Genomic DNA, 24,722 nt, shown 5'->3' with positions numbered 1-24,722 from the left:
CATTGAACATGGCGGCGAGGATACTTCGCCGCACCGCGGTCGGCGGCGGTTATCCGACGAAACGCCCTGGGCGCCGATGAATCCACCCCCGATCACGGCGTGAAGCGGGTGGCGCGGCGCAGCATGACCTGAGCTAGCGCATGGTCCATGCTCGGGAAATGGCTTCAGCGGTGGGGACCGCGAGCCACGACCGAGGGGTTAATGCATGGCTTTGCTGCTCATCGTTTTCGCTGTCGTCGTTCTTGCCATCTATCTTGGCGTCCAGCTTCTTCCGAAGAACCATCCTTCCAACTGGCTACTTGGCATCGTCGGCGGTGCCTGCCTCATCCTCGCCTGGTACGCGATCTTCCGGCCGATGCTTATCGCGTCGGGCGGCGATCCTTCGCTTGCCGCACTGGGTGTCACGGCCGCGGGCATCGTCTCATGCATGCTCGGGGTCGTCTGCCTCGGCGTCTGCGTGTGGCGCGATCCGGCACGTTTCTGGGTGCTCTCCATCGTCTTCATCGGCGTCATCGGCGCCACGCAGGTCACGGCCTGACCGCCGGGGCCGCCGCCGGCCGCTCAGGCGCCGGCGGTGGCCATGACGTGGCGATAGCCGCGCGCGTTTAGCGTGGCGGAGCCGTTGCGCAGCTCTAGCACGCCGTGTGCGCCGAACGGCAGGGTCCACTTTTCCGGCCCATGGCCGAACGCAAGGCCACGAAGCATCGGTAGCCCACAGGCTTCGCCGAAGCGTTCGAGCGCGTGGTCGATATCGTAGCCATTGTCGTATTCACTGACGCGCTGGCCACCGAGCCCGCCCAGCAGGATTGCGCGCTGGGTCTTCAGCACACCACTTAGCAGCAGTTCGTAGAGCATCCGCTCGATGCGATAAGCCTGCTCACCCGTTTCCTCGAGGTAGAGGATGCCGCCCTCCACGACGGGCATGAAGGGCGTGCCGACCAGGCTGCACAACGCGGAAAGGTTGCCGCCCCACAGGGTCCCTTCGATCCGCAGCGGTGACGCGCCTTCACAGCACGACCAGCCTACTTCCAGCAAGGGGCCCTGCACCGTCTGCCAGAACTGGCGCCAGGTGCTCTCGCGCAGGTAGCCGCCGCCGAAATCCTGCACGAGCATGGGCCCGTGCAGGCTGCCCACGCCACAGCGCGCCAGCATGGCGCACTGGATCACGGTGAAATCGCCGTGGCCGACGAGCACGCAACGCCCCTCGGCGAAGCGCGCGCGCAGCCCGTCATAGTCAAGGCGATCCAGCAAGGCGATCGCGCCGTAGCCACCGCAGATGGCCATGGCCACGTCGGGTAGCGGGTGATCGGGGTCGGCCAGCCGGTTGATGTCGGCGGCGCGCTCCGCATCGCTGCCGGCGAAGCGCAGGGCGACGCGGTCGACTACCCCGCTGCCAAGCACGGTATGCCCGGCGGCCTGTAGTCGTTCAATGGCGCGTTGGCAGGCGGCGCGATCTTCCGCGTAGCCGGACGGGGCGAGAAGCCGGATATCAAGTCGTTTCGGCATGTGATGCAAGTTTGGACTTGCAATACCAATACCGCTACGCCCGGAGAAAGGCAACCTGAAGTTGGCCTCTCTGTCCTGCTTCGTCGTCACCGGCTTCACATTCGCCCCTTGCCGTGCACGGTCGTACACCCATGGCGCCATTAGAAGGCGGAGACATGTACCCCGTTATTCAATGACGGCACGCCGCTGCGCCGATCCGGCAAGGCGGCGTGCCTGGCGTCACAGATCGTCCATTTCCTCGATGACGAGATCATCGGGCACGCTGCGGGTCAGGGTCTCGCGCGGCTGTTCGCCGAAGACGCTGCGATATTTCTCAGCAAAGCGGGAGAGGTCCCACATGCCGCAGCTGAGCGCGACGGACTTGACCGAGCGCCGCCCCGCTTCCGCGGTGACCAGGCTGCGGTGCGCCGTGCACAGGCGAAGCATCGCGAGGTAGCGGTTGGGCGGGATGCCAAGCAGGTCGTCGAATGCGTAACGAAGTCCGCGCTCACTGGCACCCGCGGCCTGGCAGAGCTCCTGCGAGTAGATGTCGCGGCGCAGGTTCGCCCGCATGAATCGCTCGGCACGGCGCATCACCTGGTAATGCGCGCGGCGGCCACGCGACGCCACCGGCCGGTCTTCGGAGGATGAGGACAAGGCCACGCGGATGTGTTCGTCGAGCAGGTCCTCGACCGGCGCGAAGCCGTCATCCTCTCCATCGCGGACGCGGTCGCGGATCTGCCGCCATGCGCGCTTGAGCGGTTCGGAGTTCACGGCGAACAGGCGCAGGCGCTGTGCCGCCATATCCACGTCGGCGTGGTCGGATGCCATGAAGCGCGAGCGGAAGCGCGCGTAGGGCGCCACCACCATCGTGAAGCGCGTGCCGCGCTCGAACATGAAATCGGTCGGTGTGCCTCGCAGCAGCGTGACGGCCATTTCCGATTCGATACCCACGCCCTGGCACCAGCTGCGTTCGCCCGCTTCATGCATGTAAATGAGCATGCACGAATCGTCCGGGACGGTAAGCGACCCGCGGACATCGAAATCGAGGTGGGCGGAGAAGTACGTCACGCCGTCATGCATGCGCGATGCAATGGCGGCCCGAGGTCGCGCGGGGCTGAGCGTGAGCAGGTCCACTTCGCAGACGCCCATCGCGGCACCCAGCGTCACGAGGTCGAAGTCCTCGAGACCTTGCACGTCGATTGGCCGCGTCATGCCAGCCCCTCCTGCGGTGCGTGATTGATGTGAATGGCACCCCTCATGCCACCGCCTCCGATAGATCCACTCCACTGTCCCATACGCACCCCCGCGTTGATCCAGGCAGGCCCGGCGCCTGCACGTTACTTCCTTGGCCTCGTGGCCCCCGCTTGAAGCGGCCCCGACGCTATAACTAACCGTGTAAGGGAGGAAATGCCAGTGATTTGTGAATCTGCCGAATTCGCTTATCAGCCGCCGGAAACATTTGATGAATCTGGCAAAAGTGCCGCCTGGGCCAGTCCGGAGACCACACCGAGCGACGGGTCGCCGTGGACAACCGGGATCCCGGGGAAGCTGGCAGCGACACGGTCGCGCACCTGCGGTGAACGTGAGGTGCCCCCGGTGAGAAAAATGCTTGCGGGCGAGTCAGCCATGTCGCCGTGGGCCTCGGCGAGCAACCGCGCCATGCGGTCGAGGAAGTCCTCGGAAGCCACCTGGAAATCGCCGCTCGCCGCCTGCTGGGCAAGGCCGGGCTCGATGAAGTCGAGTTCCGCGGTGGCCAGTTCGGCGCCGGAAAGCTCGATCTTCATGCGCTCGGCCTGCTGGTTCAGCCGCGTCGTTGCGCCCGTGCCCTGCAACGCGCGCAGGCGCGAGGCATACGGCTCGTCCACCCGGCGGTAGTCCTGCTTGCGGAACTCACGCTGCTTCGGGAGGTTGTGCACGCTGGCGGCCTCGACGAAATGGTGGATCGGCACCCCGGAATCGTCCCTGCCGAACAGCGGCATCAGGCTGTGCAGGCTCATGCCCACGTCCAGGTCGGTGCCGCCGCGGGGCAGGCCCCAGCTTCGGTGCATGACCGGTGCGGCACCCGCGCCGAGCTCCGCGTAGGCGACGTCCGTGGTGCCGCCGCCGATATCCACGATCAGCGCGCGCTGCCGATCGGCCAGCGACAGGTGGTAGTGCATGGCGGCCGCTGCCGGCTCCTCAAGGAAGGACACGCTGTCGAAGCCGGCGACACCCGCGGCCTCGCGCAGGATCCCCAGCGCCTGCTCACCGCCGGCGGGGCCCATGGAGCTACGGAATTCAACCGGCCGCCCGATCACCGCCTCACGAACCGGCGTGCCGAACTGGCGCGTCGCGGTCAGACGGACGTGCTCGAGGATATGCGCCGCGATACTGACAATGGTCTTGCGCACGCGTGGATCGAGCTTGTAGCCGAACATGGATTTCGGCGATTCGATCAGGTTGCCCGTGCCCTCTTCCAGGTAGGCCTCCACGGCCTCCTCGCCAAACAGCGCGTCCTGGAAACTGGCCACCGAGGAGGACGAGGCTTCGCGGATCCGCTCCTCCATCCACTGGCGGCGCACGACGCGGATGGCATCGCGGCGCACTTCGCCTTCGGAACGCGGGGTCCGACCGGTGCGGCGCTCATCGGCCCGGGTGGCGCGGATGATCGTATCGACCTGGGCTTCGAGCGTCGGGGTCAGCACGAAATCGTCGAAGTCGGGGACCACCTCGGGGAAGAACACCGCGGTACGGAACTGGCGCTCGTCGCCAAAGCGGACGAGCTGCAACTGCCCGTCCACCACGGCGGCGGCGGCGGAGTAGCTGGTACCGAAGTCGATGCCGATGCGCATGGGAAGGCTCATTCCAGACCGGGAAAACCGTCCATTATGACTGGCTCCGGTATCAGGCGACAGCGGGACGGTTGCCGCTACACTCGGGGTCCGAGCCACAGACGCCCAAGGGAATCCCCGACCTATGCGCCGAATCGCCCTCGCCTGCCTGTCAGCCCTTGCCCTGGCGGCCTGCCAGAACCACGACCAGGACAAGACCGCCCCGGCCGCCGCCAGCACGGCGCCTGCGAAACCGTCGACCTCCCCGCCACCGCCGCTGCCGGCCGTGGCCAACGAGCATCACGATTTCACGCCGGATATCACCGCCGCCGATTTCGCAGCGCACCTGCGGGTGATCTCCTCGGACGAGTACGACGGCCGCAAGCCGGGCACCCTGGGCGAGCGCCTGACGACGAACTACATCATCGCGGCGTTCAAGGCGGCTGGCCTCGAACCCGGCAACAAGGGTGAATGGGTGCAGACGGTGCCCGCGGTTTCCACCGAGCTGACCGGCCAGGACAGCCTGAAACTCGACGTCAGCGAAGGCGGCGGCACGGAGTCCTTCGCGTTCGGCAAGGACATGGTCGTCGGCACCCTCCAGGCCAAGTCCGACGTGGACCTGAAGGATTCCGACATCGTGTTCGCCGGCTACGGCGTCGATGCCCCGGAAGCGCAGTGGAACGACTTCGACGGCGTGGACGTCAAGGGCAAGACACTGATCGTGCTGGTCAACGACCCGGGCTGGAATGGCAACGATCCGAAGCTGTTCAAGGGCCGCGAGATGACCTACTACGGCCGCTGGACGTACAAGTTCGAGGAAGCCGCCCGCAAAGGCGCCGCCGCGGTCTTCATCGTCCACCAGACCGAACCGGCCGCGTACGGCTGGAACGTGGTGCAGAGCGGCTGGACGACGCCGCGGCTCGACCTGCCGGAAAGCGAAAGCCCGGCGCCCCGGGTCCCGGTCGCCGGCTGGCTCACGCATGAAGCGGCACAGCGGCTGTTCGCGAAAGCCGGCAAGAACTTCGACGACCTGGCGAAGCAGGCCGACGTCCGCGGCTTCAAGGCCGTGCCGCTCGATGCGAAGGCCAACATCCAGCTCCACAGCAACATCACGCATTCGCTCAGCAACAATGTGATCGGCATGGTGAAGGGCAGCGAAAAGCCCGACGAGGCCGTGGTCTATACCGCCCACTGGGATCACCTGGGTCATGACCCGGCGCTCAAGGGCCACGCGATCTACAACGGCGCCATCGACAACGGCACCGGCATTGCCGCCATGCTCGAGATCGCCGCGAAGTTCGGCCAGGAAAAGCCGAAGCGGTCCGTGGTGTTCGCCGCCGTGACCATGGAGGAATCCGGCCTGCTGGGTTCAGCCTACTACGTGGCGCATCCGCCCTTCCCGCTCAACAAGACCGTCGCCGACATCAACATGGATGCACTCGCGATCGGCGGGCCGACGAAGGACATGATCGTGACCGGCCTCGGCCAGGGCACGCTGGAAGACACACTGGCCGAGGTGCTGAAAGCCGACAACCGCGTGGTCGCCGGCGATGCCTCGCCCGAGAAGGGCCACTACTTCCGTTCGGATCACTTCAACTTCGCGAAGGCCGGCGTCCCTGCGCTGGCCGCGGGCGGCGGCATCGACATGGTCAACGGCGGCAAGGCCGCCGGCCAGGCCGCTGCCGACGACTACAACAAGAACCGCTACCACCAGCCCACCGACGTCTATGACATGCGCTGGGACTTCACCGGCGTGATGCAGAACGTGATGGCGTACTACAAGGTGGGCGACAAACTCGCCAACAGCGATGAATGGCCCACCTGGAAGGACGGCAGCGAGTTCAAGGCGGCCCGCGAGAAGTCCCTGGCGTCGAAGAAGAAGTAATTCCACCCTCCGTGGGAGCGCGCTTGCGCGCGATGGGTCTTGACGCGAGCACCCATCGCGCGCAAGCGCGCTCCCACAACGCTGCTACGGTTTTGGGGCGATTAGTAATTCACCTGCAGCTGCACGCGCACCAGCTTGCCGTTGACCATCGGGTACGGCGCCGCGCTCACATCGGTGCGGCGCATGTTGGCGAAGGCGACGGCCAGCTCGATCGCGCTGCTCGGCTGCCATTCCACGCCGGCCTCGAGCTCGTCCACGTTCATCTTCGGCGCATTCGTATCGAACTTCGCCGCACCGCGGTAGGTCTGCCACTTCGCGTACGGGATCATCGAGCCGTACTCGCCATCGAACTTGTACATGAGCTGCGCGTAGCCGCCGCGGAGTGACTTCGTCCGGATCACGCGGCGCGCGACGTCGAGCTCAGGGCCTTTGCCGACAGTCCACTCGGCCTGGAAGCCGAACGGCTGCGGGTAGTACACGACATGCGCGGCGACGCGGCGGTCGACCGAGCCCTCCTCCGGCGCATCCACCCGCGGAGTGAACGTGGCGCCGTTGATGGTGGCCGAGCCCGTCGATACCACGTAACGACCCGTATAGGCGTCGGCGCCGACTTCGAGGTACTGCCCGTTCGCCAGCTTGAACGGGTACGAGAAGTGCACGACGGTGTGCAGCTGGTCGTTGCGGTCCGGCCGGTTCGCGCCCTGCCCGTTGTACACGCCGATACCGAACATGCCGTAATCACCCGAGCCCTTCAGGCCGGACTTCTGCAGGTAGCTGAAGCGCTCCTTCACCTCGGTCGGCGACCAGTAGGCAAACACGCCCAGGTCGCGCTCGTCGCGCACGCCGGAGTTCAGCGCGTCGGCACGATCCAGCGCGATGCGATTCTGGCTTGACTGCAGGTCTTCCCAGCCATACGGCACCTTCGACTGGCCCGCGCGGATGCGCCAGGTCTTTTCCTTGTTGAGCCACAGGTCGGCGTAAGCGTCGCGGAGCTGGGCGAAGTTCGTGGTCGATGAGCCCGACGGCGTGCTGGCGAAATCCGGCTGGATGTAGATCGACATCTTGTCGGAGACATCGCCGCTGATCACGACGCGGGCGCGGCGGATCCCGAAGCCCTGGTCGCGGCCGATGAAGCGGTCACCCGGCGATTTCAGGTCTTTCGCGCCATCGTCCAGGCCCTGGTTGTAGCGCATCTGCACATAGCCGCGGATGCCGATCTTGTCGTACCACGCCTTGGCCGACGACTTCGCGGCGGCGGCAGGCGCGGCCGATGCCGCGGTTGCACCCGCGGCGACGGGCGCCGCGGCCGTGGTGGAGGCGCTCGAAGCCCTGGGGGCCGCCACCGCCGCGCCGGCGACCGGCGGCGCTTCATCCGAGGCCTGCACGAACTTGCCAAGGCGCTGCCGCCCCGGACCGGGCTCCGCAAAGATCTGCCGGGTGTTGGTATCCACGTAGAGCTCGATCGCTGCCTGCGGGGAGCCCTCGGCGGCCGCCGTGCCACACATCGTCCAGAAAGCGGCGGCGAGGGGGAATTTCTTCATAGGAGTGCAGCTCCGAAAGGTTTGAGAAAATACTCAAACGTCGGCGAAACCGACGTCTTCTGTCGGCATCGTGTTCGAGAGCCGAACTGAGCGGCACCTTAAACAGCGCCTATGTCACTTCCGTTACATCGGAAAAATTCCGGGCAGGAAATAGCGTGTTACGCAAAAGCAACACTTCCGTCATGACCACGTCACGGGGGATAATTTGCGAAGCTCGGCCCTCGCCAGGGGTTTTGGCACCGTACGTCGGTTCGTACGTTGGCGAGGTTCGGTTTCCATCCCAGTACCCCCACCAGGCGGAAAACATCACCATGTCCCATGCACGCACGCGCCGCATGCCGCGTCGCCTCGCCATTGCCTTGAGCATCGCCACCGTCCTCGCGACGGGTTCCGCGTTCGCCCAGGATGATGCGCAGGCCACCCAGGCCCCTTCCAAGACCAAGACGGCAACGCTCGAGACCGTCACCGTCACCGCTGAAAAGCGCACGGAAGACCTGCAGAAGGTGCCCATCTCGATGACCGTCGTGACGGCCGAGAAGCTCGAATCGTTCGGCCAGGCCGGCGATGGCGTGCTCCAGCTCGCCTCGCGCGCACCCAGCGTCTACGCCGAGACCTCGTACGGCCGTGAGTTCCCGCGCTTCTATATCCGCGGCCTCGGCAACAGCGACTTCGACCTCAATGCGTCGCAGCCGGTTTCGATGGTCTACGACGACATCGTCCAGGAAAACCCGATCCTGAAGGGCTTCCCGCTGTTCGACCTCGAGCAGGTGGAAGTGCTGCGCGGCCCGCAGGGCACGCTGTTCGGCCGTAACTCGCCGGCGGGCGTCATCAAGTTCGAATCGCGCAAGCCGACCCAGGAGACCGAAGGCTATGCCCGCGTTTCCTACGGCTCGTACGGCACCGCCAACGCGGAAGCCGCGATCGGCGGCAAGCTGGCCAGCAACTGGTCGGGCCGCGTGTCCGCCCTCGCCCAGCACCGCGATGGCTGGATCGACAACGACTACAAGGGCAAGAAGGACGACCTGGGCGGTTACAACGACCGTGCCGTGCGCCTGCAGGCCCTGTACAAGGCCACCGATGCCTTCGATGCACTGATCAACGTGCACGCGCGCTGGCTCGATGGCAGCGCCATGGTCAACCGCGCCGATTCGATCACCCTTGGCGGCAACCAGTTCGTGCCGGGCTTCGATCGTGATTCGGTCTCGCAGGATGGCAACAACAAGCAGCACCTGTTCACCTGGGGCAGCAACCTGCACCTGAACTGGCACTTCGGCGATCTCAACTTCACCTCGATCACCGGCCTCGAGCGCGCCACCACGTACAGCCTCGGCGACGTGGACGGTGGCTACGATGCCTCCGAGACGCCGGCCAAGCCGAGCTACACGAACCGCACCACCCCGTTCTATTCGGAAACCGCGGACGCGCTGCCGAAGGACCGCCAGATCACCCAGGAATTCCGCCTGTCGAACGACACGTCGGAGCGCCTGAAGTGGCAGGTCGGTACGTACTACTTCGACGAAGACATCGCGATCACCAACTTCTCGTACGACACGCTCAACAACCACGTGCTCAACGGCTGGGTGGACCAGAGCCAGCGCACGAAGGCGTACGCGCTGTTCGGTTCGGCCGACTACAACGTGACCGATACGTTCGACGTCCGCGCTGGCGCCCGCTGGTCGCACGACAAGCGTGACTTCAAGGCGGAGCGCTTCCTCGGCTTCACCGGCCCGGTGGGCCCGCTCACCTCCGACCCGACCGACTCGCGCTGGAGCGGCGACCTGACGGGTACGTGGCAGATGTCGAAGAACTCGAACGTCTACGCCCGCATCGCCAACGGCTTCCGCGCGCCCAGCGTGCAGGGCCGCATCAACTTCGCCAACAGCATCTCCACGGCGAAGCCGGAAACGATCACGTCGTACGAGATCGGCTACAAGTCGACCTCGGATGACAACAAGATCCGTTTCAACGCGGACGTCTACAAGTACAACATGCACAACCAGCAGCTGACCGCGGTGGGTGGTGCGACCAACGTCACGCAGCTGATCAATGCGAAGAAGACGGAAGGCTACGGCGGCGAGTTCGACCTCGAGGCCTACCTGACCCCGAACTTCTACATGACCGCCGGCGGCAGCTACAACCACACCGAGCTGAAGGACCGCAACCTGGCGGTGGCTCCGTGCGGCGGCGGCTGCACCGTGATCGATCCGCTGAATGCCGATGGCAACGCGCTGATCAACGGCAACGTGCTGCCGAACGCGCCGAAGTGGATCGGTACCTGGACGGCGCGCTACGGCATCCCGTACGGCGAGAGCGGCGAGTTCTTCGTCTACACCGACTGGAACTACCGCAGCGAAGTGAACTTCTTCCTCTACGACTCGGAAGAGTTCAAGAGCAAGCCGTTCCTGGAAGGCGGCCTGCGCGTGGGCTACAACTGGGACTTCGGCAAGCGTGAGGTGGCCCTGTACGGCCGCAACATCACGAACAAGAAGGTGATCACGGGCGGCATCGACTTCAACAACCGCACCGCGTTCGTGAACGACCCGCGGATCATTGGTGTTGAGTTCCGCGCTGAGCTGTAAGCAGCCAGCTCATCCGCTTGACGAAAAAGGCCGCGAGTGATCGCGGCCTTTTTTTCTCCTGAAGGACTGCAACGTCGCCTGCTGCGTCGCGTCCTTCCAAAGGTTCATTCGCTGTCGCGAATGCATGTACTGAGCGGCTTGCGCCGCCTCGTGCTGGTCGCCCGCTGGAATCGGGAGCGGCCAGGTCGTTGGGGCCGCTTCAGTGCGCCGGCTTGTTCTCTACATAGAATTCGAAGTTTGATGCATTCCTCATCGCATCAGGTCGATTCTGGCCGGCAAGGTTGTGAGCACCCTGCCGCGTGTAGTTCGTTATCGGCGGCAAATCAAACGTCTGACCGAGCCACCCGCCTGCGTCAGTCGGCAAGTCAGCAAAGTGAGATATTTCATGAACGAGGGTTCCTCCTTGCGAAGCGGGACGAACGCCGTCCGGATACACCGGGAGGGTGAAGAAATTCTCGGGGCAGATCACGATCTCGTACGTGCCATTCGTCGCAACCGACTCGGTATGGGCGACCGCAGCCGTTGCGGGATTCCCGCAAACGGCCGTGGACCGCCCGTTTACGAAGACGACCGGCCTGATTGGATTGGTTCCGTGGAACTGCATTTCGAGGCGGCTCCGGAGAGCCCTCACCATCCCGCCAAGGGAATTCTCGTCGACGCTATTGTAGGTGCCGAACCACCACGAGTAGTTGCCACCGTTGACAGAGTAGGTATTCGGCCGGAAGAACAGTGGAGGTTCGCCAGCTACATATTCCTGCCTCGCAATGGCCGTCATGTTAGCTGCGGCGAGCAAGGCAGTGAAGAGCATCTCTGGTTCACCAGCCTCGTCATCGAAGCCAGGCCTTGAAGGTAGATGCACCTGAAATGTGCGCGGCAACTCAAAGCCAGCAGACGTCGTGAGTTCGATCACATTGCTCTCGACCAACTCCTGCTCGCCAATCGGAAGCGCCGATACTTTTGCCCGGCCTAGAGTGTCCGTCGGATGAACCGCGCCGGAAGCGACGTACTTGATGTGATACGTGTGCGACGCCTCCAGTCGGAAGTCATTCGCGGGATCGTAGTTGACCTGGATCCGCTCACCCGGCGCGAGCACTCTAAACGCGTCGTCCTCAAACGTCTTCTGATGAATGAGGAAGCCCGTGTATTCCACAGGACGATCAGAGATCGAATCTGCGTCGCGGACATCGAAAAGATTGCTCGGCAAATTCCTGCCATTGATCAGCACGAGTGGAATCTGCTCCTTGAGCATCGCGATCGGAGCGTCACCATCATTCGCTACGGTCAGCAGCAACGCAGTTTCCGAACCAGCGAGCGAGTGTTCGAGCTTTGCCGAGATGTGTCCCCTCGCCATGCCCTGACTTGCCGTGACCAACGCGAACGTCGCTACAGCGCCTTTAACGATTTTTCTCACCAATCTTCCTTCGTAACCCGTCATTGGGGACGCGAACGTTACCGGGGATCAATTTCTGTGTATGTCAGGGCAGGCCTACACGTTGTCGGCGCATCCTGATACGAATCAAATTTGCGCACCGCCGGACTACCGTCTCGGTACCCCTGACTAAGAAGCATCGCGCGCAAGCGCGCTCCCACAGTTCGGCTTGCGGGCTGGGCGGCAAGGTTGCGGCAATGTGGGTTTGCAACCATTTCGAGGCTTGGTGCATCCGATGTGGTGCCCGGTCCGCTAGCGCACCAGCACAGCCGCCGACCCGGCATAGGCCATAAGTCATATGGAAATCCGAGAGATTCCGCTTGACGGCTTCTGATTAGGTGTTATAGTTCACTACAACACCGGTCACCCAGACCACTACAGGAGAGAGCACCATGAAAACCACGACCAACAGCCTGAACTACGCCGCCATCGCCGCCTCGTTCGCCATCGCGGTTGCCACCCTGGTTGGCTTCCACAGCACCTCGTTCGCCGTCGCACCGCTCAGTGAGATCAACGGCGCGCACGTCACCAACCTGGCCCCGATCGTCGTCTACGCCGACGCCGACAACAGCCTGGCTTCCCTGTAACCCCACAGCAGTACGCAGCACCTCATCGGAGTTGGAGTATTCCCATGAAAGCGCCGAACCTCATCGCCCTGACCGCTTCTTTCCTGATCGCCGGCACCAGCGTGTTCGCCCTGCGCTCCTTCGATGACCGCGCTGCCGCGATGCTCGCCGCACCGCACTACATCAACGGCGTTGCCGTCGTTGATCTCCCCGCCCTCGAGGTGCGGCCCACCGACGCCGATGTGCGCGAGGCCGCCCTCCTGAGCGAAGCCACCCTTGATTCCGCCGCTGCCGCGCTGCGCCGTAGCGCCGAAGATCGGGCCGCCGCCCTTATCAGCGCGCAGCTGGCCATGCCTTACTATTCGTTTGGCAATGCATTGAGCCACACGGCCAAGGATTAACTACATGTCCATCACCTGGAACGACAGCGTCCCGATTTACCGCCAGCTCCGCGAACGCGTGGTGGCGATGATCCTGGACGGCGCCTTGAACGAAGGCGACCCGCTGCCGTCGGTCCGCCAGGTCGCGGGGGATTTCCAGATCAATCCGCTGACCGTATCCAAGGCGTACCAGGAGCTGGTCGACGAACAACTGGTTGAGAAACGGAGGGGTCTTGGCATGTTCGTGATCGATGGAGCGCGCGACGCGCTGCTCAAGAGTGAAAGGGAGCGCTTTTTGCGCGAAGAGTGGCCGGCCCTGTATGCCCGCCTGCAGCGCATGGGCCTCGACCTGAAAACCCTAATGCGTGAAGCCCCCGGCTCCACGGAGGATCCGTCATGACAGCGGTCGTCACCGCCAATGGCCTGACCAAGCGCTTCAAGACCCAGCTGGCGCTGGATGGCGCCTCGTTCCAGATCGAATCCGGCCGCATCGTGGGTCTGATCGGCCCCAACGGTGCCGGCAAGACGACCGCCCTCAAGGCGATCCTTGGCCTGACCACCTTCGATGGCCACCTGAGCGTGCTGGGCCTGGACCCGCGCAAGGATCGCGACAAGCTGATGGAGCAGGTGTGCTTCATCGCCGATGTGGCGGTGCTGCCACGCTGGCTGAAGGTGCGCGATGCGGTGGACTTCGTCGCCAACACCCACCCCCGCTTCGACCGCGCCAAGTGCGATGCCTTCCTGGCCCGCACCAAGCTGCAGCCGGGGCAGAAGGTGAAGCAGCTTTCGAAGGGCATGATCGTGCAGCTGCACCTCGCGCTGGTGATGTCGATCGACGCGAAGCTGCTGGTGCTGGATGAGCCCACGCTCGGCCTGGACATCCTCTATCGCAAGCAGTTCTACCAGTCGCTGCTGGAGGACTACTTCGACGAGGAGAAGACCATCCTGGTCACGACGCACCAGGTGGAAGAGATCGAGCACATCCTCACCGACCTGATGTTCATCCGCGACGGCAAGATCGTGCTCGATACGGACATGGATAGCCTGGGTGAACGCTTCGCCGAGGTGCTGGTGAGCGCCGAACTGGCCGCCGCCGCCCGCGAACTGAAGCCGCTGGATGAGCGCCAGGTGTTCGGCAAGAGCATTTTCCTGTTCGACAACGTCAGCCGCCCGCAGCTTGAAAGCCTGGGCGAGGTGCGGCGCCCGTCGATCGGCGACCTGTTCGTCGCCACCATGAAGGGTACCTACGCATGAAAAGCTTCTACTGGCTGGTGAAGCGCGAGTTCTGGGAGCACAAGGGCGGCTTTGTCACCGCGCCCATCGTGGCGGGCCTGATCGCCCTGGTGCTCAACGTCATGCTGCTGATCACTGCCGAGGTCCTCGGCAAGCGCTGGGCGGGCACGGACAACCACTTCAACACGAACTTCGACGGCGCGTTCAAGCCCGATAACCTGGTGCAGGCCGGGGCCGTCCTCGACATGACCCTGTACGGCGTCACGTTCCTGATCCTGGGCGTCATGGCGATCGTGGTGTTCTTCTACTGCCTCGGCGCGCTGTACGACGACCGCCGCGATCGCAGCATCCTGTTCTGGAAGTCGCTGCCCCTGTCGGATACGAACACGGTCCTGTCCAAGGCGGCGAGCGCGGTAGTCGTGGCCCCGGCCATCGCGGTGGTCACCGGTGTCATCGCCGGCCTGCTCCTGATGATCGTGGTCTCCATCTTCGCGACGTTCCACGGCGTGCCGGCCTGGCGCCTGCTGATGGAAGCCCACCCGTTCCGCGTGGTCTTCACGCTGCTCGCCCTGCTCCCGCTGTATGCGATCTGGGCGCTCCCCACGCTGGGCTGGCTGATGCTTTGCTCCGCCTGGGCTCGCAGCAAGCCGTTCCTCTGGGCCATCGCCCTCCCGATCGGCGCCGGCATCATCGTCAGCTGGTTCGGCCTGATGGGTCTGTTCAACCTGGGTAGCAGCTGGTTCTGGTCGAACGTGGTGGGTCGCCTGCTGGGCAGCCTGGTGCCGGGTGGCTGGGTCGGACAGAACAACGAGCTGGTCATCATGCACGGCCACGACGATCCGGCCTCGATGCTGAACAGCCTGGACCTGGCTTGGCACTACAGCGCCCTGGCCAACCCCTCGACCTGGATTGGTGCGGTGGCAGGTGTGGCGATGATCGCCGCTGCGATATGGTTCCGCCGCTGGCGCGACGATTCCTGATCGAACCCCACGCGACGGCCTCTTCGGAGGCCGTCGCTACAAGGAGAGGTGTGATGCTGCGTTCGATGCTGCTTGCGGCCGCGATGGCCACCGCCTTCCCCGCCCTCGCCGCCGACGATCCGGTGCCGGGCCTGATGAAAGCCGCCGATGTACCGGGCCTGGCCGTCGCGGTCATCCGCAACGGCAAGGTCGTCTCGGTGAAGGCCTACGGCTACCGCGATGTGGAGAAGAAGCTGCCGCTCACCACCGATACGGTGATGTACGCGGCCTCGCTGACCAAGGCAGCTTTCTCATACGCGCTGATGGGCCTGGTCGACGAGAAGAAGCTCGATCTCGACGCGAGCATCGCGACCGACCTGCCGAAGCCGCTGCCTGACTACGACAAGTACGCGGACCTGAAAGGCGACGAGCGTTGGAAGAAGCTCACTCCCAACCTGCTGTTGAGCCACCGCTCCGGCTTCCCCAACTTCCGCTTCTGGCCGCCCGGCAAGGATTTCGACGACAAGGCGCCGCTGAAGTTCTACCAGGAGCCCGGCACGAAGTACGGGTACTCCGGCGAAGGCATCAACCTCCTGCAGTTCGTGATCGAGAACGGCAAGGGCATCGACGTCGGCAAGTTGATGCAGGATCGCCTGTTCAAGCCGTTCGGCATGACCCGTACCAGCATGACCTGGCGCGACGACTTCGCCGCGAACAACACCATCGGCTACGACATGGACGGGAAAGCCATCGGGCACAAGCAGCGCGGATCGGTGCGCGCGGCGGGCTCCATGGATACGACGATCCACGATTACGCCAACCTGGTCGCCGCCATGGTCCGCGGCGATGGCCTGTCGAAGGCCACCTACGCCACGTGGCTCAAACCCGTCGTGCGGATCCATTCCGTGCAGCAGTTCCCCACCATGGGCGCGCCGGACAGTAACGACAACGACTCGATTTCGCTGGGCTACGCCATGGGCGTGGGGACGTTCGATTCACCGCGCGGCCCGGCGTTTTTCAAAGGCGGCCACGATGACGGCACCAACAACGTCTTCGTGTGCCTGGAGCGGTCGAAGGACTGCGTGTTGATCATGAGCAACTCGAGCCATGCCGAGTCGATTTTCCCGGCGTTGATGGAAGCGACGCTGGGGAAGACGTGTTTCCCTTGGTATTGGGAGGGGTACATCCCGTATGACCAGCCTGGGTTGAAGGGGCAGCCGGTAGTGCCGAATATGCATCCTGCGTGCCCGCGGTAGAGATCCACCTACAACGTTTGGCCAGTTGCAGCGCGTGCGCAACGTCTCGTACAACCGTGCAGCGCGCCGTTCCGTCAGGAGGCGGCCGTGTCGCGGCAGGAGGCCGCCGTCCGGGGGGACCCTGACCAGGCACGGGGAGAGTCGTCATGACCGACGCACCACGCGGCGTTCCGCCGCCGGGGATGGGCGATGCTGAGATTGCCGCACGCGATGCGAGGCGAGGCCCGCTGAACATTCCGCGGCAGGATGACTGGTACGGCCTTGCGCTGTCAGGCGGCGGAGTACGCAGTGCCACGTTCTGCCTCGGCCTGCTGAGAGGGCTCGCCGGCAATCGCGTACTCAAGCGCTTTGATTACCTTTCGACGGTATCTGGCGGCGGTTACACCGGCTCCGCGCTGGGCCGCCTGTATCACGGCGGCCCTGCCCCCACCAACGCAACCACCGTGGAAAACGCGGTCGCCGATGATCGCTCGCTGTTTTTATGGTGGCTCCGCCAGAACGGCCGGTTCCTTACACCGGCTGGCGCACGCGACCTCTTCAAGGCATGGACGACGCAGTTCCGCGGTTTTATCGCGACCCACCTGGAGTTGGCTTTTGTGTCGCTGCTGATCGGGTGCGTCGTGGCCAGCCCCCACATGGTCTACGCGCATCTCACTCAATCCTCCCCCGGCTGGCCCGTGCTGGGCAGCGTATGGTTTTGGGGCCTCGCCTTACTGCTTCCGCTTGCCGCCGCCATGATGGTGGGTTACTGGTTCCTTGGTCGCGGCTTCTGGCCTGGTATGGGCGTATCCGTGCTGGCGGGCGCCATAGCGTGGGTATTGCTGCATTCGGCATCGACCAACCCTGGGTGGGGCCTCGCGCCCGCCGCCGTGATGCTTGGCCGGGTGTTTCTTATCGTGCCATGTGGCTTTATCGCCACCCTCATCGGCACCCTGTTCCAACGTGACCCGGGGAGGAACCGCGTACGCTTCAATACCATTCTTGCCTGTATCCTCGGCCTTTCCATCGCCGTCGTCGCCCTGGGTGCGCTGGATACGGTGAGCTGGATTCTGCGCACGGGCATCGTCCCGGAAGGTACCGGCAGCAGCGGCGCCAGCGTGTTCACCGGCGCCGGCCTCACCACCTTGTTGCTGGCCCTTTTACGCACCGTGGCCCCCGCACTGATGCCGCGCGACAAGGCCGATGGCAGTCGCGCATCGATTCCATGGCTGCTGATCGCCCAGGTAGCCTCATATGTACTTTTCGCGCTGGTCATCCTGTTCTGGACGACCTTCGCGCAGATCATCATCTTCCCGCGGCACGTCGACGACTTTCCAGAATGGCTACAGACCGATGTCGCGCGCGCGGCGTGCCTTGTCGTTCCCGTTGTGCTCTACATGCTGATCACGGGCCAGTCGCTCGAATTCCTTAATCAGTCGTCGTTACATATGTTCTATCGATCGCGCCTTGCGCGCACGTATGTCGCGACGGGAAACGATAATGGGGCAGAAGCGCGGTTTCCTGCGAGCGTGTTGTCATCACGCGATACGACAATCAAGGGCGTGCAGGTGACCAATGCCGTACGCAAGGCCACCGAGCTGGTCCCCGGCGATGATGTCTCGTTCGGCGCTTATGCACCGCACGCCTTTGGCGGCCCCATCCATCTCATCAACTGCTGCATCAACCAGACCGTCGACGACCGTACGGGCACTTTCAATGCCGACCGCAAAGGCGTCGCCCTGTCGGTGAGCGCGTTTGGCGCCGAGGTAGGTACGTCCTTCGCACCGGCACCTTCGCCCATTCTCGCCCAGACCACGCTGGCGGAATGGATCGCCATTTCCGGTGCGGCAGTGGGCTCGGGGATGGGGACATACACTCGCTCAGCGATTGCGGCCCTTTTGTTCGTGAGTGGCCTGCGCCTCGGTTATTGGCAGAAGAACCTGCGCAAGCCGTCAACCGGCTCGGTCATCCTGGAAAAATACCGGGCGATGGCGCGTGAGTGCCTGGGCATGTTCCCCGGACTGAACAGCGGGCAATGGTATCTGTCAGATGGCGGGCATTTCGATAACACGGGCGTCTATGCGCTCCTGAAACGCGAACTGGACCTGATCGTCCTCGCCGATTGCGGCGCCGATGCGGACTACACGTTTGGTGATGTTGAAAACCTCGTCCGCAAGGCGCGTATCGACTATGACTGCGCCATCGAATTCGTGGATCCCGTACCACTCGCCGATCCGACGCATCCGCTTGCGGCTTATCTCATCACGCTGGTTCCCTATCTCGCAACGCCAACCACCATGTCGAACAAACCAGGCGATGAGTATCTCTTGCTCTCGCGGGTCACGTACGCATCGGGGAAGAAAGGTGCGCTGCTGATCGTCAAACCGCGCGTTCCCACGGAGTTCGATCTCGACACGACCGCGTATGCGGAGCGTCAACCGCCGTTTCCGCAGCAGTCCACTGCGCAACAGTTTTTCAGCGAGGAGCAGTGGGAGAGCTACTGCCACCTCGGCAAGAGCCTCGGCGCGCGACTGACCAGCGACATGCTCGGAGGATTGCCTGGACTGATCCAGACGGCCGCCGTAACGACATTGCCCACGGGCAAACTGAGGCCAAAAAAGCCAGCGCGCCGCAAGCGCGTGACAGCCGCGACCGTCGGCGCGTCGCTGGGCGTCGGCGCGATCATCACGGCGTCAATCGCCATCTGGCAAGCGTGGGATGCACAGCAGGAAGCGGCGACGAAACTTGAAAAGGAGACCGCCGACGCGTCGGCGAAAGTCACGGCGAAGATCCGTCTGGTACGCGATGAATTCAAGGCGGTGGCGTTCGACGCGGACCATACATCGGATGACGTTCGCGACCTGGTGAAGCTATCGTCCACCACGCCGCTGGAAGGCACCAACAGCGACGACATGGCAGCGCTGCTAACCAGCGTGAAGACGCGCTGCGACACGCTGCGCGGCGAGGACAACGCCACGTGTATCAACCTGGCCAATACACTCGCTACGACGTTGGAAGTGGCGCCGTCGCGCTGGTCCATGTTGATGCAGGATTACCGCGACTGGAACAACCCGCCGTCGGTGACGCCAGATCTGGCGCAATCGGCACCTCCCACCCCGCCTCCACCGGCACCGGAACCGGTGCCGGCACCGCCACCGCCGCCACCCGGGGAGACACAAGCAGTGGCACCGCCACCGCCCCCAGAGGCGACACCCTCGCTGCAAGGCATGATCGTGGCGCAGGGGATCTCGACAGGTAGCGCCCTGCGGCCGGATGCATCACCCGCCCGCTACCAGCTCGTGAAGGCACGGCATGCCGCCGGCAAAGCACCCGTCGCGCCCGTCGCGGTATCGGATGCCGTGCAGGCCGCATGCCAGGCGTCGGGCGACCCGGCCACCGTCTATGTGCAGGTTTACGATGAAGCCGAGCGGACGGCGGCAAGTAGCTATGCGGGCGCGCTGAAGACGTTTGGCCTGCGCATGCCGGGTATCGAAAACGTCACGGCGACCGCGTCACGCCGCGGAACGCGCGCGCCCTTCCAGTGGACGCGCCCGACCGTGCTGTACCACGCCGCGGATGGCGGCCCGTGTGCGGCCGCGCTCGTGGCCTGGTTGAACGCGGAAGCGCCGGCTTCCGACCCATCGATGCAGGCCCAATCGGTCCCGTTATCGAAGGGCAGCGGCAGCACGGGTGTCCTGGAACTGTGGCTGCCGCACGCGAAGTGAGGACGGCCTAACCGCCGCCACCACCACCCCCATGGATCCCGCCCTTCGTCAGCGCGGCGGGATCCAGCAGCTTCGCCAGTTCCGCCTTCGAAAGACCGGTGGTCTCCAGTGCCACTTCCATGATCGGGCGCTTTTCCTTGTAAGCCTGCTTGGCCGTGGCGGCGCCCTTCTCGTAGCCGATCACCGGGTTCAGCGCAGTGACGAGAATCGGGTTCTTGTCGAGCGCTTCGCGCACGTGTTCCTCATTCACCTTGAAGCCGGCGATGGCCTTGTCCGCCAGCAACTTCGTGACGTTGGCGAGGATCTCGATCGACTGCAGCAGGTTGAACGCGATGACCGGCAGCATGACGTTGAGCTGGAAATTGCCCGACTGACCGGCAATGGCGATGGTGGCGTCATTGCCGATGACCTGCGCGGCGACCATGGCGGCGGCTTCCGGGATCACCGGGTTGACCTTGCCCGGCATGATCGATGAGCCCGGCTGCAACGCCGGCAGTTCGATTTCACCGAGGCCGGCGAGCGGACCGGAGTTCATCCAGCGGAGGTCGTTGGCGATCTTCATCACCGCGACGGCGAGCGCGCGCAGCTGGCCCGACAGTTCGACCGGCGCATCCTGCGCGGCCATGCCGGAGAAGTAGTTGTCCGAGGATTCGAACTTCACGCCCGTGAGCTTGCCGAGTTCGGTAGCGACGGCCGGGCCGAACTTCGGGTCGGCATTGATACCGGTGCCGACGGCGCTGCCGCCCTGCGGAAGGCGACGGGTGCGCTTGAGGGTGTCGCCGATGCGCTCTTCCGCATCGCGGATCTGCGCCGACCAGCCGGATAGTTCCTGGCCGAACGTGATCGGCATCGCATCCATCAGGTGGGTGCGGCCGGTCTTCACGACCTTCTTTAGTTCCTTCGCGCGGGTGTCGATCGTCTTGCGCAGGTACTTCAGGGCCGGCAGGAGCTTCTCGCTGGTGGCCAGCGTGGCGCTGACCAGGATCGCCGTCGGGATCACGTCGTTGGAGCTCTGGCCCGCATTGACGTGGTCGTTCGGGTGCACCTTGGCGCCGGCGGCTTCGGCGAGGTGGGCGATCACCTCGTTGGCATTCATGTTGGAGCTGGTGCCCGAGCCGGTCTGGAAGACATCGATCGGGAAGTGCTCATCGACCTCACCCGCGGCGACCTTGTCGGCGGCGGCGCGGATAGCCTTGGCGGTGGCCTTGTCGAGCTGGCCAAGCTTGACGTTGGCCTCGGCGGCCGCCGCCTTGACCAGGCCCAGGGCCCGGATGAATTCCCGCGGCATGGTCAGCCCGGAGACCGGGAAATTATCCACGGCCCGCTGGGTCTGCGCCCCATAGAGGGCTTTGGCGGGCACCTTCAACTCGCCCATGCTGTCGCGTTCGGTACGAAACTTGGTCATTGCGGGGGAATCCGGGTTGTGGGAGCCCCATCACGATAGACCTTTTCCTGTTAATCCGTCATCGCGCCCGGGGGGAACCCATCGCGCGCAAGCGCGCTCCCACGACGGCCGCTAAGGCCCGGACACCTGTGGGAGCGCGCTTGCGCGCGATAGGGCCGCCCGCGGCCCTCCCGGGTATAATCACCGGCTGCCCCGCTTCTCGCTTCCCAGGACCTAAGCCCATGTCCCACGCCACGCTGACCGCCCTTTCGCCGCTGGACGGCCGCTATGCCGCCAAGTCGGGTGCCCTGCGCCCCATCTTCAGCGAGTTCGGCCTGATGCACCGCCGCGTGCACGTGGAGATCCACTGGCTGCTGGCCCTGGCCCGCCATCCGGGCATCGTCGAGCTGCCGGAGTTCCCGGCCGCTTCCGTCGCCCGCCTCGAAGCCATCGCCAACGATTTCTCGGTCGATGACGGCGAGCGGATCAAGGCGATCGAAGCCACGACCAACCACGACGTCAAGGCGGTCGAGTACTTCATCAAGGAAAAGATCGGCAACGATCCGGCGCTCGCGCAGGCCAAGGAATTCGTGCACTTCGCCTGCACGAGCGAAGACATCAACAACCTCGCCTACTCCCTGATGCTGCGCGATGCCCGCGAAAACGTGCTGCTGCCGTCGCTCGACCAGGTGATCGGCAAGCTGCGCGCCATGGCGCATGAGTTCGCCGGCCTGTCGCTGCTTTCGCGCACGCACGGCCAGACGGCCTCGCCGAGCACCATGGGCAAGGAACTCGCGAACGTCGTTGCGCGCCTGGAGCGCCAGCGCAAGCAGCTTGTCGCGATCGAGATCCCGGGCAAGATCAACGGCGCCGTCGGCAACTACAACGCGCACGTCATCTCCTACCCGGCGGTCGACTGGCCGGTGCTGGCGTCGGACTTCGTCGAAGGCCTCGGCCTCGCGTTCAACCCGTACACCACGCAGATCGAACCGCACGACGGCATCGCCGAGTTCGCCGACGTGCTCCGTCGCGTCAACATCATCCTGATCGACCTGGCCCGCGATATCTGGGGCTACATCTCGCTGGGCTATTTCCGCCAGGCGCTGAAGGCGGGCGAAGTCGGTTCCTCGACCATGCCGCACAAGGTCAACCCGATCGACTTCGAAAACGCCGAGGGCAACTTCGGCCTCGCCAACGCCCTGCTCGGCCACTTCGCCGAGAAGCTCCCGATCAGCCGCTGGCAGCGCGACCTCACCGACTCCACCGTGCTGCGTGCGCTCGGTACCGCCTTCGGCCATTCGCTGGTCGCGCTCGAGTCGCTGATGAAGGGGCTCGGCAAGCTCAACGTCAACGCCGACCGCATCGCGGCCGACCTGGACAACAGCTGGGAAGTGCTCGCCGAAGCCGTGCAGACCGTCATGCGCCGCTACGGCCTGCCGGAACCGTACGAGCAGCTCAAGGCGCTCACGCGCGGCCAGGGCATCACGAAGGACTCGATGCGCACCTTCATCGACGGCCTCGACATGCCGGCCGAAGCCAAGAAGGCCCTCGCCGAGCTGACTCCCGCCACGTACATCGGCCTGGCCGACAAGCTCGCCAAGGCGATCTAACCCAACGATGTGGGGGCGCGCTTGCGCGCGATGGGTGCTTGCGGCAAGACCCATCGCGCGCAAGCGCGCTCCCACAGTTTCCTCAGTTCCCACGGTTCCCACACGCCACGGGGCGGATACAATCCCGCCCATGGCTATCAAGACCCCCACGCATAAATCCCTCCCCCTCGAAGTCCGCGGTTCGGCTTCGCAGCCGCTCGGCATGAGCGCGACGCAGTTCCTGCGCGACTACTGGCAGAAGCGGCCGCTACTTATCCGCAATGCCTTCCCCGATTTCGAGGCGCCGATCGAGCCGAACGACCTGGCCGGCCTGGCCTGCGAGGAAGGCGTGCTGGCCCGCCTGATCATCCATGACGAGAAGCGCGACAAGTGGACGGTGAAGACCGGCCCCTTCAGCGAGGCGGAATTCGGCAAAACCCCGAAGCGTGACTGGACCCTGCTGGTCCAGGACGTCGATAAGTGGGATGCCGACGTGGCCGCCCTGCTCGATACCTTCAGCTTCCTGCCGACCTGGCGGGTCGACGACATCATGATCTCGTACGCCGAGGATGGCGGCGGCGTGGGTGCCCACGTCGACCAGTACGACGTATTCCTGCTGCAGGGCCTCGGCCAGCGCCACTGGGCAATCAGCACCGACCCGGACGCGCCGCTGGATTTCCGCGATGACGTGGAGCTCAAGCAGCTGAAGACCTTCGAGCCGACCAACGAATGGCTGCTCGAGCCGGGCGACATGCTGTACCTGCCGCCGGGCGTCCCGCATGACGGCGTGGCCCTGGGCGATTGCATGACCCTCTCTGTCGGCATGCGTGCGCCCTCCCAGGCCGAACTCACCGGCGACCTGGCGGATTTCCTGGCCGAGCGCATGCCGGAAGAACTCCGCTACACCGATCCGGACCTCGCTCCCGCCAAGCGCGCGGGCGAGATCGATACGGCCGCGCTGAACCGCCTGCGCCAGGCCCTGCCCTTCGCGGCCGCGCTTGACCGCGACCTGCTGGCCGACTGGTTCGGCCGCTTCATCACCCGCTACCGCAACGCCCAGGAAGCGGCCCCGCCGCCGAAGGCCACCACGGCCGCGGCGCTGGACAAGGCCATCGAAGCCGGCTCCGTGTTCGTACGCCACCCGTTCGCGCGCCTCGCCTGGATCCGCGGGAAGAAGGACGCCACGCTCTACATCAGCGGCACGGCCTACGAGTGCCCGACCGAGCTGGCGGAGGCCCTGTCGGGCGCGCGCGAACTCGCCTTTGACAAGGCGCCGGGTGCCGCGGGCAAGGCCGTGCTGCTGGCCCTGGTCAACGACGGCCACCTCGGTATCCGCAAGGGCCGCCGCCGGTGACCGGCCCGGCGGACATGGCTCTCGTGGCGCAGGACCGGGCCGGTCTGGACGCCGCCCATGTCCGCCTGCTCTCCGGCGCCCGCTACCGGGCGTCGATCTACCTGCCGGTGATGGACGCGGGCGTCCTGGAAAGTGACGCGGTTCACACCGAGCTGCGCCGGCTGGCGACCAGTGGCCGCCAGGCCCGGATCCGCATCCTCACCCACGACGCGAACCGCGCCCATCGCGAGGGCCACCGGCTGGTGGCCCTCGCCCAGCGCCTGCCCACGGCGGTCAGCATCCGCGTACCCACGGACGAAACCCACCTGCGCTATGCATCGGCCTTCACCACGGATGACACCAGTGCGTATCTGTTCAGGCCCGTGGCCCTGCGCTTCGATGCCGACGGATCACTCGACGCCCCCGGTGAAACAGGCCGTTTGACCGCGTATTTCGATGAAGTATGGGAGCGGGCGGAGCCGGCCTGGGAAATCAGACCATTGGGTATTTGATATCTCAGACATACGGCAAAAAGCTTGGCGCGGCGCAATGTCACGGGGCTATACTTAACGAATTCTTTGCCGCG

At 64.7% G+C, this 24,722-nt stretch carries 19 protein-coding genes; 13 read left to right on the top strand and 6 right to left on the bottom strand.

The genetic code is table 11. The features are described 5' to 3' along the window. Nucleotides 1-205: 205 nt before the first annotated feature. Entirely contained in the window at nt 206-538 is a 333-nt protein-coding gene (locus ACZ6YI_RS03945) for a hypothetical protein (RefSeq protein WP_465777509.1), read from the top strand. 23 nt (nt 539-561) lie between these two features. Here the strand turns inward: ACZ6YI_RS03945 and ACZ6YI_RS03940 are convergent, their stop codons facing one another. From ACZ6YI_RS03940 to ACZ6YI_RS03930, 3 genes are all read right to left on the bottom strand, one after another. Continuing rightward, nucleotides 562-1,506, bottom strand: coding sequence for an LD-carboxypeptidase (locus ACZ6YI_RS03940; RefSeq protein ID WP_465777508.1), 945 nt, complete (start codon nt 1,504-1,506; stop codon nt 562-564). Between the two features lie 219 nt (nt 1,507-1,725). Then, nucleotides 1,726-2,700 (bottom strand): helix-turn-helix domain-containing protein, encoded by a 975-nt coding sequence (locus tag ACZ6YI_RS03935; RefSeq protein ID WP_465777507.1) that lies wholly within the window; start codon nt 2,698-2,700, stop codon nt 1,726-1,728. A 230-nt stretch (nt 2,701-2,930) separates the two neighbouring features. Continuing rightward, nucleotides 2,931-4,319 carry an Hsp70 family protein gene (locus ACZ6YI_RS03930; protein WP_465777506.1) on the bottom strand — a complete coding sequence of 463 codons (1,389 nt, stop codon included), beginning with the start codon at nt 4,317-4,319 and terminating at the stop codon, nt 2,931-2,933. A 124-nt stretch (nt 4,320-4,443) separates the two neighbouring features. Here ACZ6YI_RS03930 and ACZ6YI_RS03925 point away from each other — a divergent pair, with 124 nt between their 5' ends. After that, complete coding sequence (locus ACZ6YI_RS03925) at nt 4,444-6,183, top strand: M28 family metallopeptidase (protein WP_465777505.1); 1,740 nt, start codon at nt 4,444-4,446, stop codon at nt 6,181-6,183. A 101-nt stretch (nt 6,184-6,284) separates the two neighbouring features. Here the strand turns inward: ACZ6YI_RS03925 and ACZ6YI_RS03920 are convergent, their stop codons facing one another. Continuing rightward, nucleotides 6,285-7,724 carry a porin gene (locus ACZ6YI_RS03920; protein ID WP_465777504.1) on the bottom strand — a complete coding sequence of 480 codons (1,440 nt, stop codon included), beginning with the start codon at nt 7,722-7,724 and terminating at the stop codon, nt 6,285-6,287. A gap of 311 nt (nt 7,725-8,035) precedes the next feature. Between ACZ6YI_RS03920 and ACZ6YI_RS03915 the strand changes: the two genes are divergently transcribed. Beyond that, complete coding sequence (locus ACZ6YI_RS03915; RefSeq protein ID WP_440326800.1) at nt 8,036-10,303, top strand: TonB-dependent receptor; 2,268 nt, start codon at nt 8,036-8,038, stop codon at nt 10,301-10,303. A 199-nt stretch (nt 10,304-10,502) separates the two neighbouring features. Here the strand turns inward: ACZ6YI_RS03915 and ACZ6YI_RS03910 are convergent, their stop codons facing one another. Continuing rightward, nucleotides 10,503-11,714, bottom strand: a complete 1,212-nt coding sequence (locus ACZ6YI_RS03910; protein ID WP_465777503.1) for a M35 family metallo-endopeptidase — start codon at nt 11,712-11,714, stop codon at nt 10,503-10,505. Nucleotides 11,715-12,124: 410 nt separating this feature from the next. Between ACZ6YI_RS03910 and ACZ6YI_RS03905 the strand changes: the two genes are divergently transcribed. From ACZ6YI_RS03905 to ACZ6YI_RS03875, 7 genes are all read left to right on the top strand, one after another. Beyond that, nucleotides 12,125-12,319 (top strand): hypothetical protein, encoded by a 195-nt coding sequence (locus tag ACZ6YI_RS03905; RefSeq protein ID WP_440326798.1) that lies wholly within the window; start codon nt 12,125-12,127, stop codon nt 12,317-12,319. 44 nt (nt 12,320-12,363) lie between these two features. Further along, on the top strand, nt 12,364-12,699 hold the full coding sequence (locus tag ACZ6YI_RS03900; RefSeq protein ID WP_465777502.1) for a hypothetical protein: 336 nt from the start codon (nt 12,364-12,366) through the stop codon (nt 12,697-12,699). 4 nt (nt 12,700-12,703) lie between these two features. Next, on the top strand, nt 12,704-13,078 hold the full coding sequence (locus ACZ6YI_RS03895) for a GntR family transcriptional regulator (RefSeq protein WP_440326794.1): 375 nt from the start codon (nt 12,704-12,706) through the stop codon (nt 13,076-13,078). After that, nucleotides 13,075-13,932: an ABC transporter ATP-binding protein gene (locus tag ACZ6YI_RS03890; protein ID WP_440326792.1), complete on the top strand. Its 858-nt coding sequence runs from the start codon at nt 13,075-13,077 to the stop codon at nt 13,930-13,932. The genes ACZ6YI_RS03895 and ACZ6YI_RS03890 overlap by 4 nt, the downstream gene beginning before the upstream one ends. Then, on the top strand, nt 13,929-14,891 hold the full coding sequence (locus tag ACZ6YI_RS03885; protein ID WP_440326790.1) for a hypothetical protein: 963 nt from the start codon (nt 13,929-13,931) through the stop codon (nt 14,889-14,891). Before ACZ6YI_RS03890 ends, ACZ6YI_RS03885 begins: the two co-directional genes overlap by 4 nt. A gap of 53 nt (nt 14,892-14,944) precedes the next feature. Then, nucleotides 14,945-16,126, top strand: coding sequence for a serine hydrolase domain-containing protein (locus ACZ6YI_RS03880; RefSeq protein ID WP_465777501.1), 1,182 nt, complete (start codon nt 14,945-14,947; stop codon nt 16,124-16,126). A 146-nt stretch (nt 16,127-16,272) separates the two neighbouring features. Beyond that, nucleotides 16,273-19,830, top strand: coding sequence for a patatin-like phospholipase family protein (locus tag ACZ6YI_RS03875; RefSeq protein ID WP_465777500.1), 3,558 nt, complete (start codon nt 16,273-16,275; stop codon nt 19,828-19,830). Between the two features lie 7 nt (nt 19,831-19,837). Here the strand turns inward: ACZ6YI_RS03875 and ACZ6YI_RS03870 are convergent, their stop codons facing one another. Further along, on the bottom strand, nt 19,838-21,235 hold the full coding sequence (locus ACZ6YI_RS03870) for a class II fumarate hydratase (RefSeq protein WP_465777499.1): 1,398 nt from the start codon (nt 21,233-21,235) through the stop codon (nt 19,838-19,840). A 221-nt stretch (nt 21,236-21,456) separates the two neighbouring features. Between ACZ6YI_RS03870 and purB the strand changes: the two genes are divergently transcribed. From purB to ACZ6YI_RS03855, 3 genes are all read left to right on the top strand, one after another. After that, nucleotides 21,457-22,824: an adenylosuccinate lyase gene (gene purB, locus ACZ6YI_RS03865; protein WP_465777498.1), complete on the top strand. Its 1,368-nt coding sequence runs from the start codon at nt 21,457-21,459 to the stop codon at nt 22,822-22,824. 130 nt (nt 22,825-22,954) lie between these two features. Further along, nucleotides 22,955-24,157: a JmjC domain-containing protein gene (locus tag ACZ6YI_RS03860; protein ID WP_465777497.1), complete on the top strand. Its 1,203-nt coding sequence runs from the start codon at nt 22,955-22,957 to the stop codon at nt 24,155-24,157. Continuing rightward, on the top strand, nt 24,154-24,648 hold the full coding sequence (locus ACZ6YI_RS03855; RefSeq protein WP_465777496.1) for a DUF7931 domain-containing protein: 495 nt from the start codon (nt 24,154-24,156) through the stop codon (nt 24,646-24,648). The genes ACZ6YI_RS03860 and ACZ6YI_RS03855 overlap by 4 nt, the downstream gene beginning before the upstream one ends. Nucleotides 24,649-24,722 lie beyond the last annotated feature (74 nt).

The organism is Luteibacter sp. NPDC104163, assembly GCF_055584245.1.
This window is presented reverse-complemented; position numbering and strand designations above follow the sequence as displayed.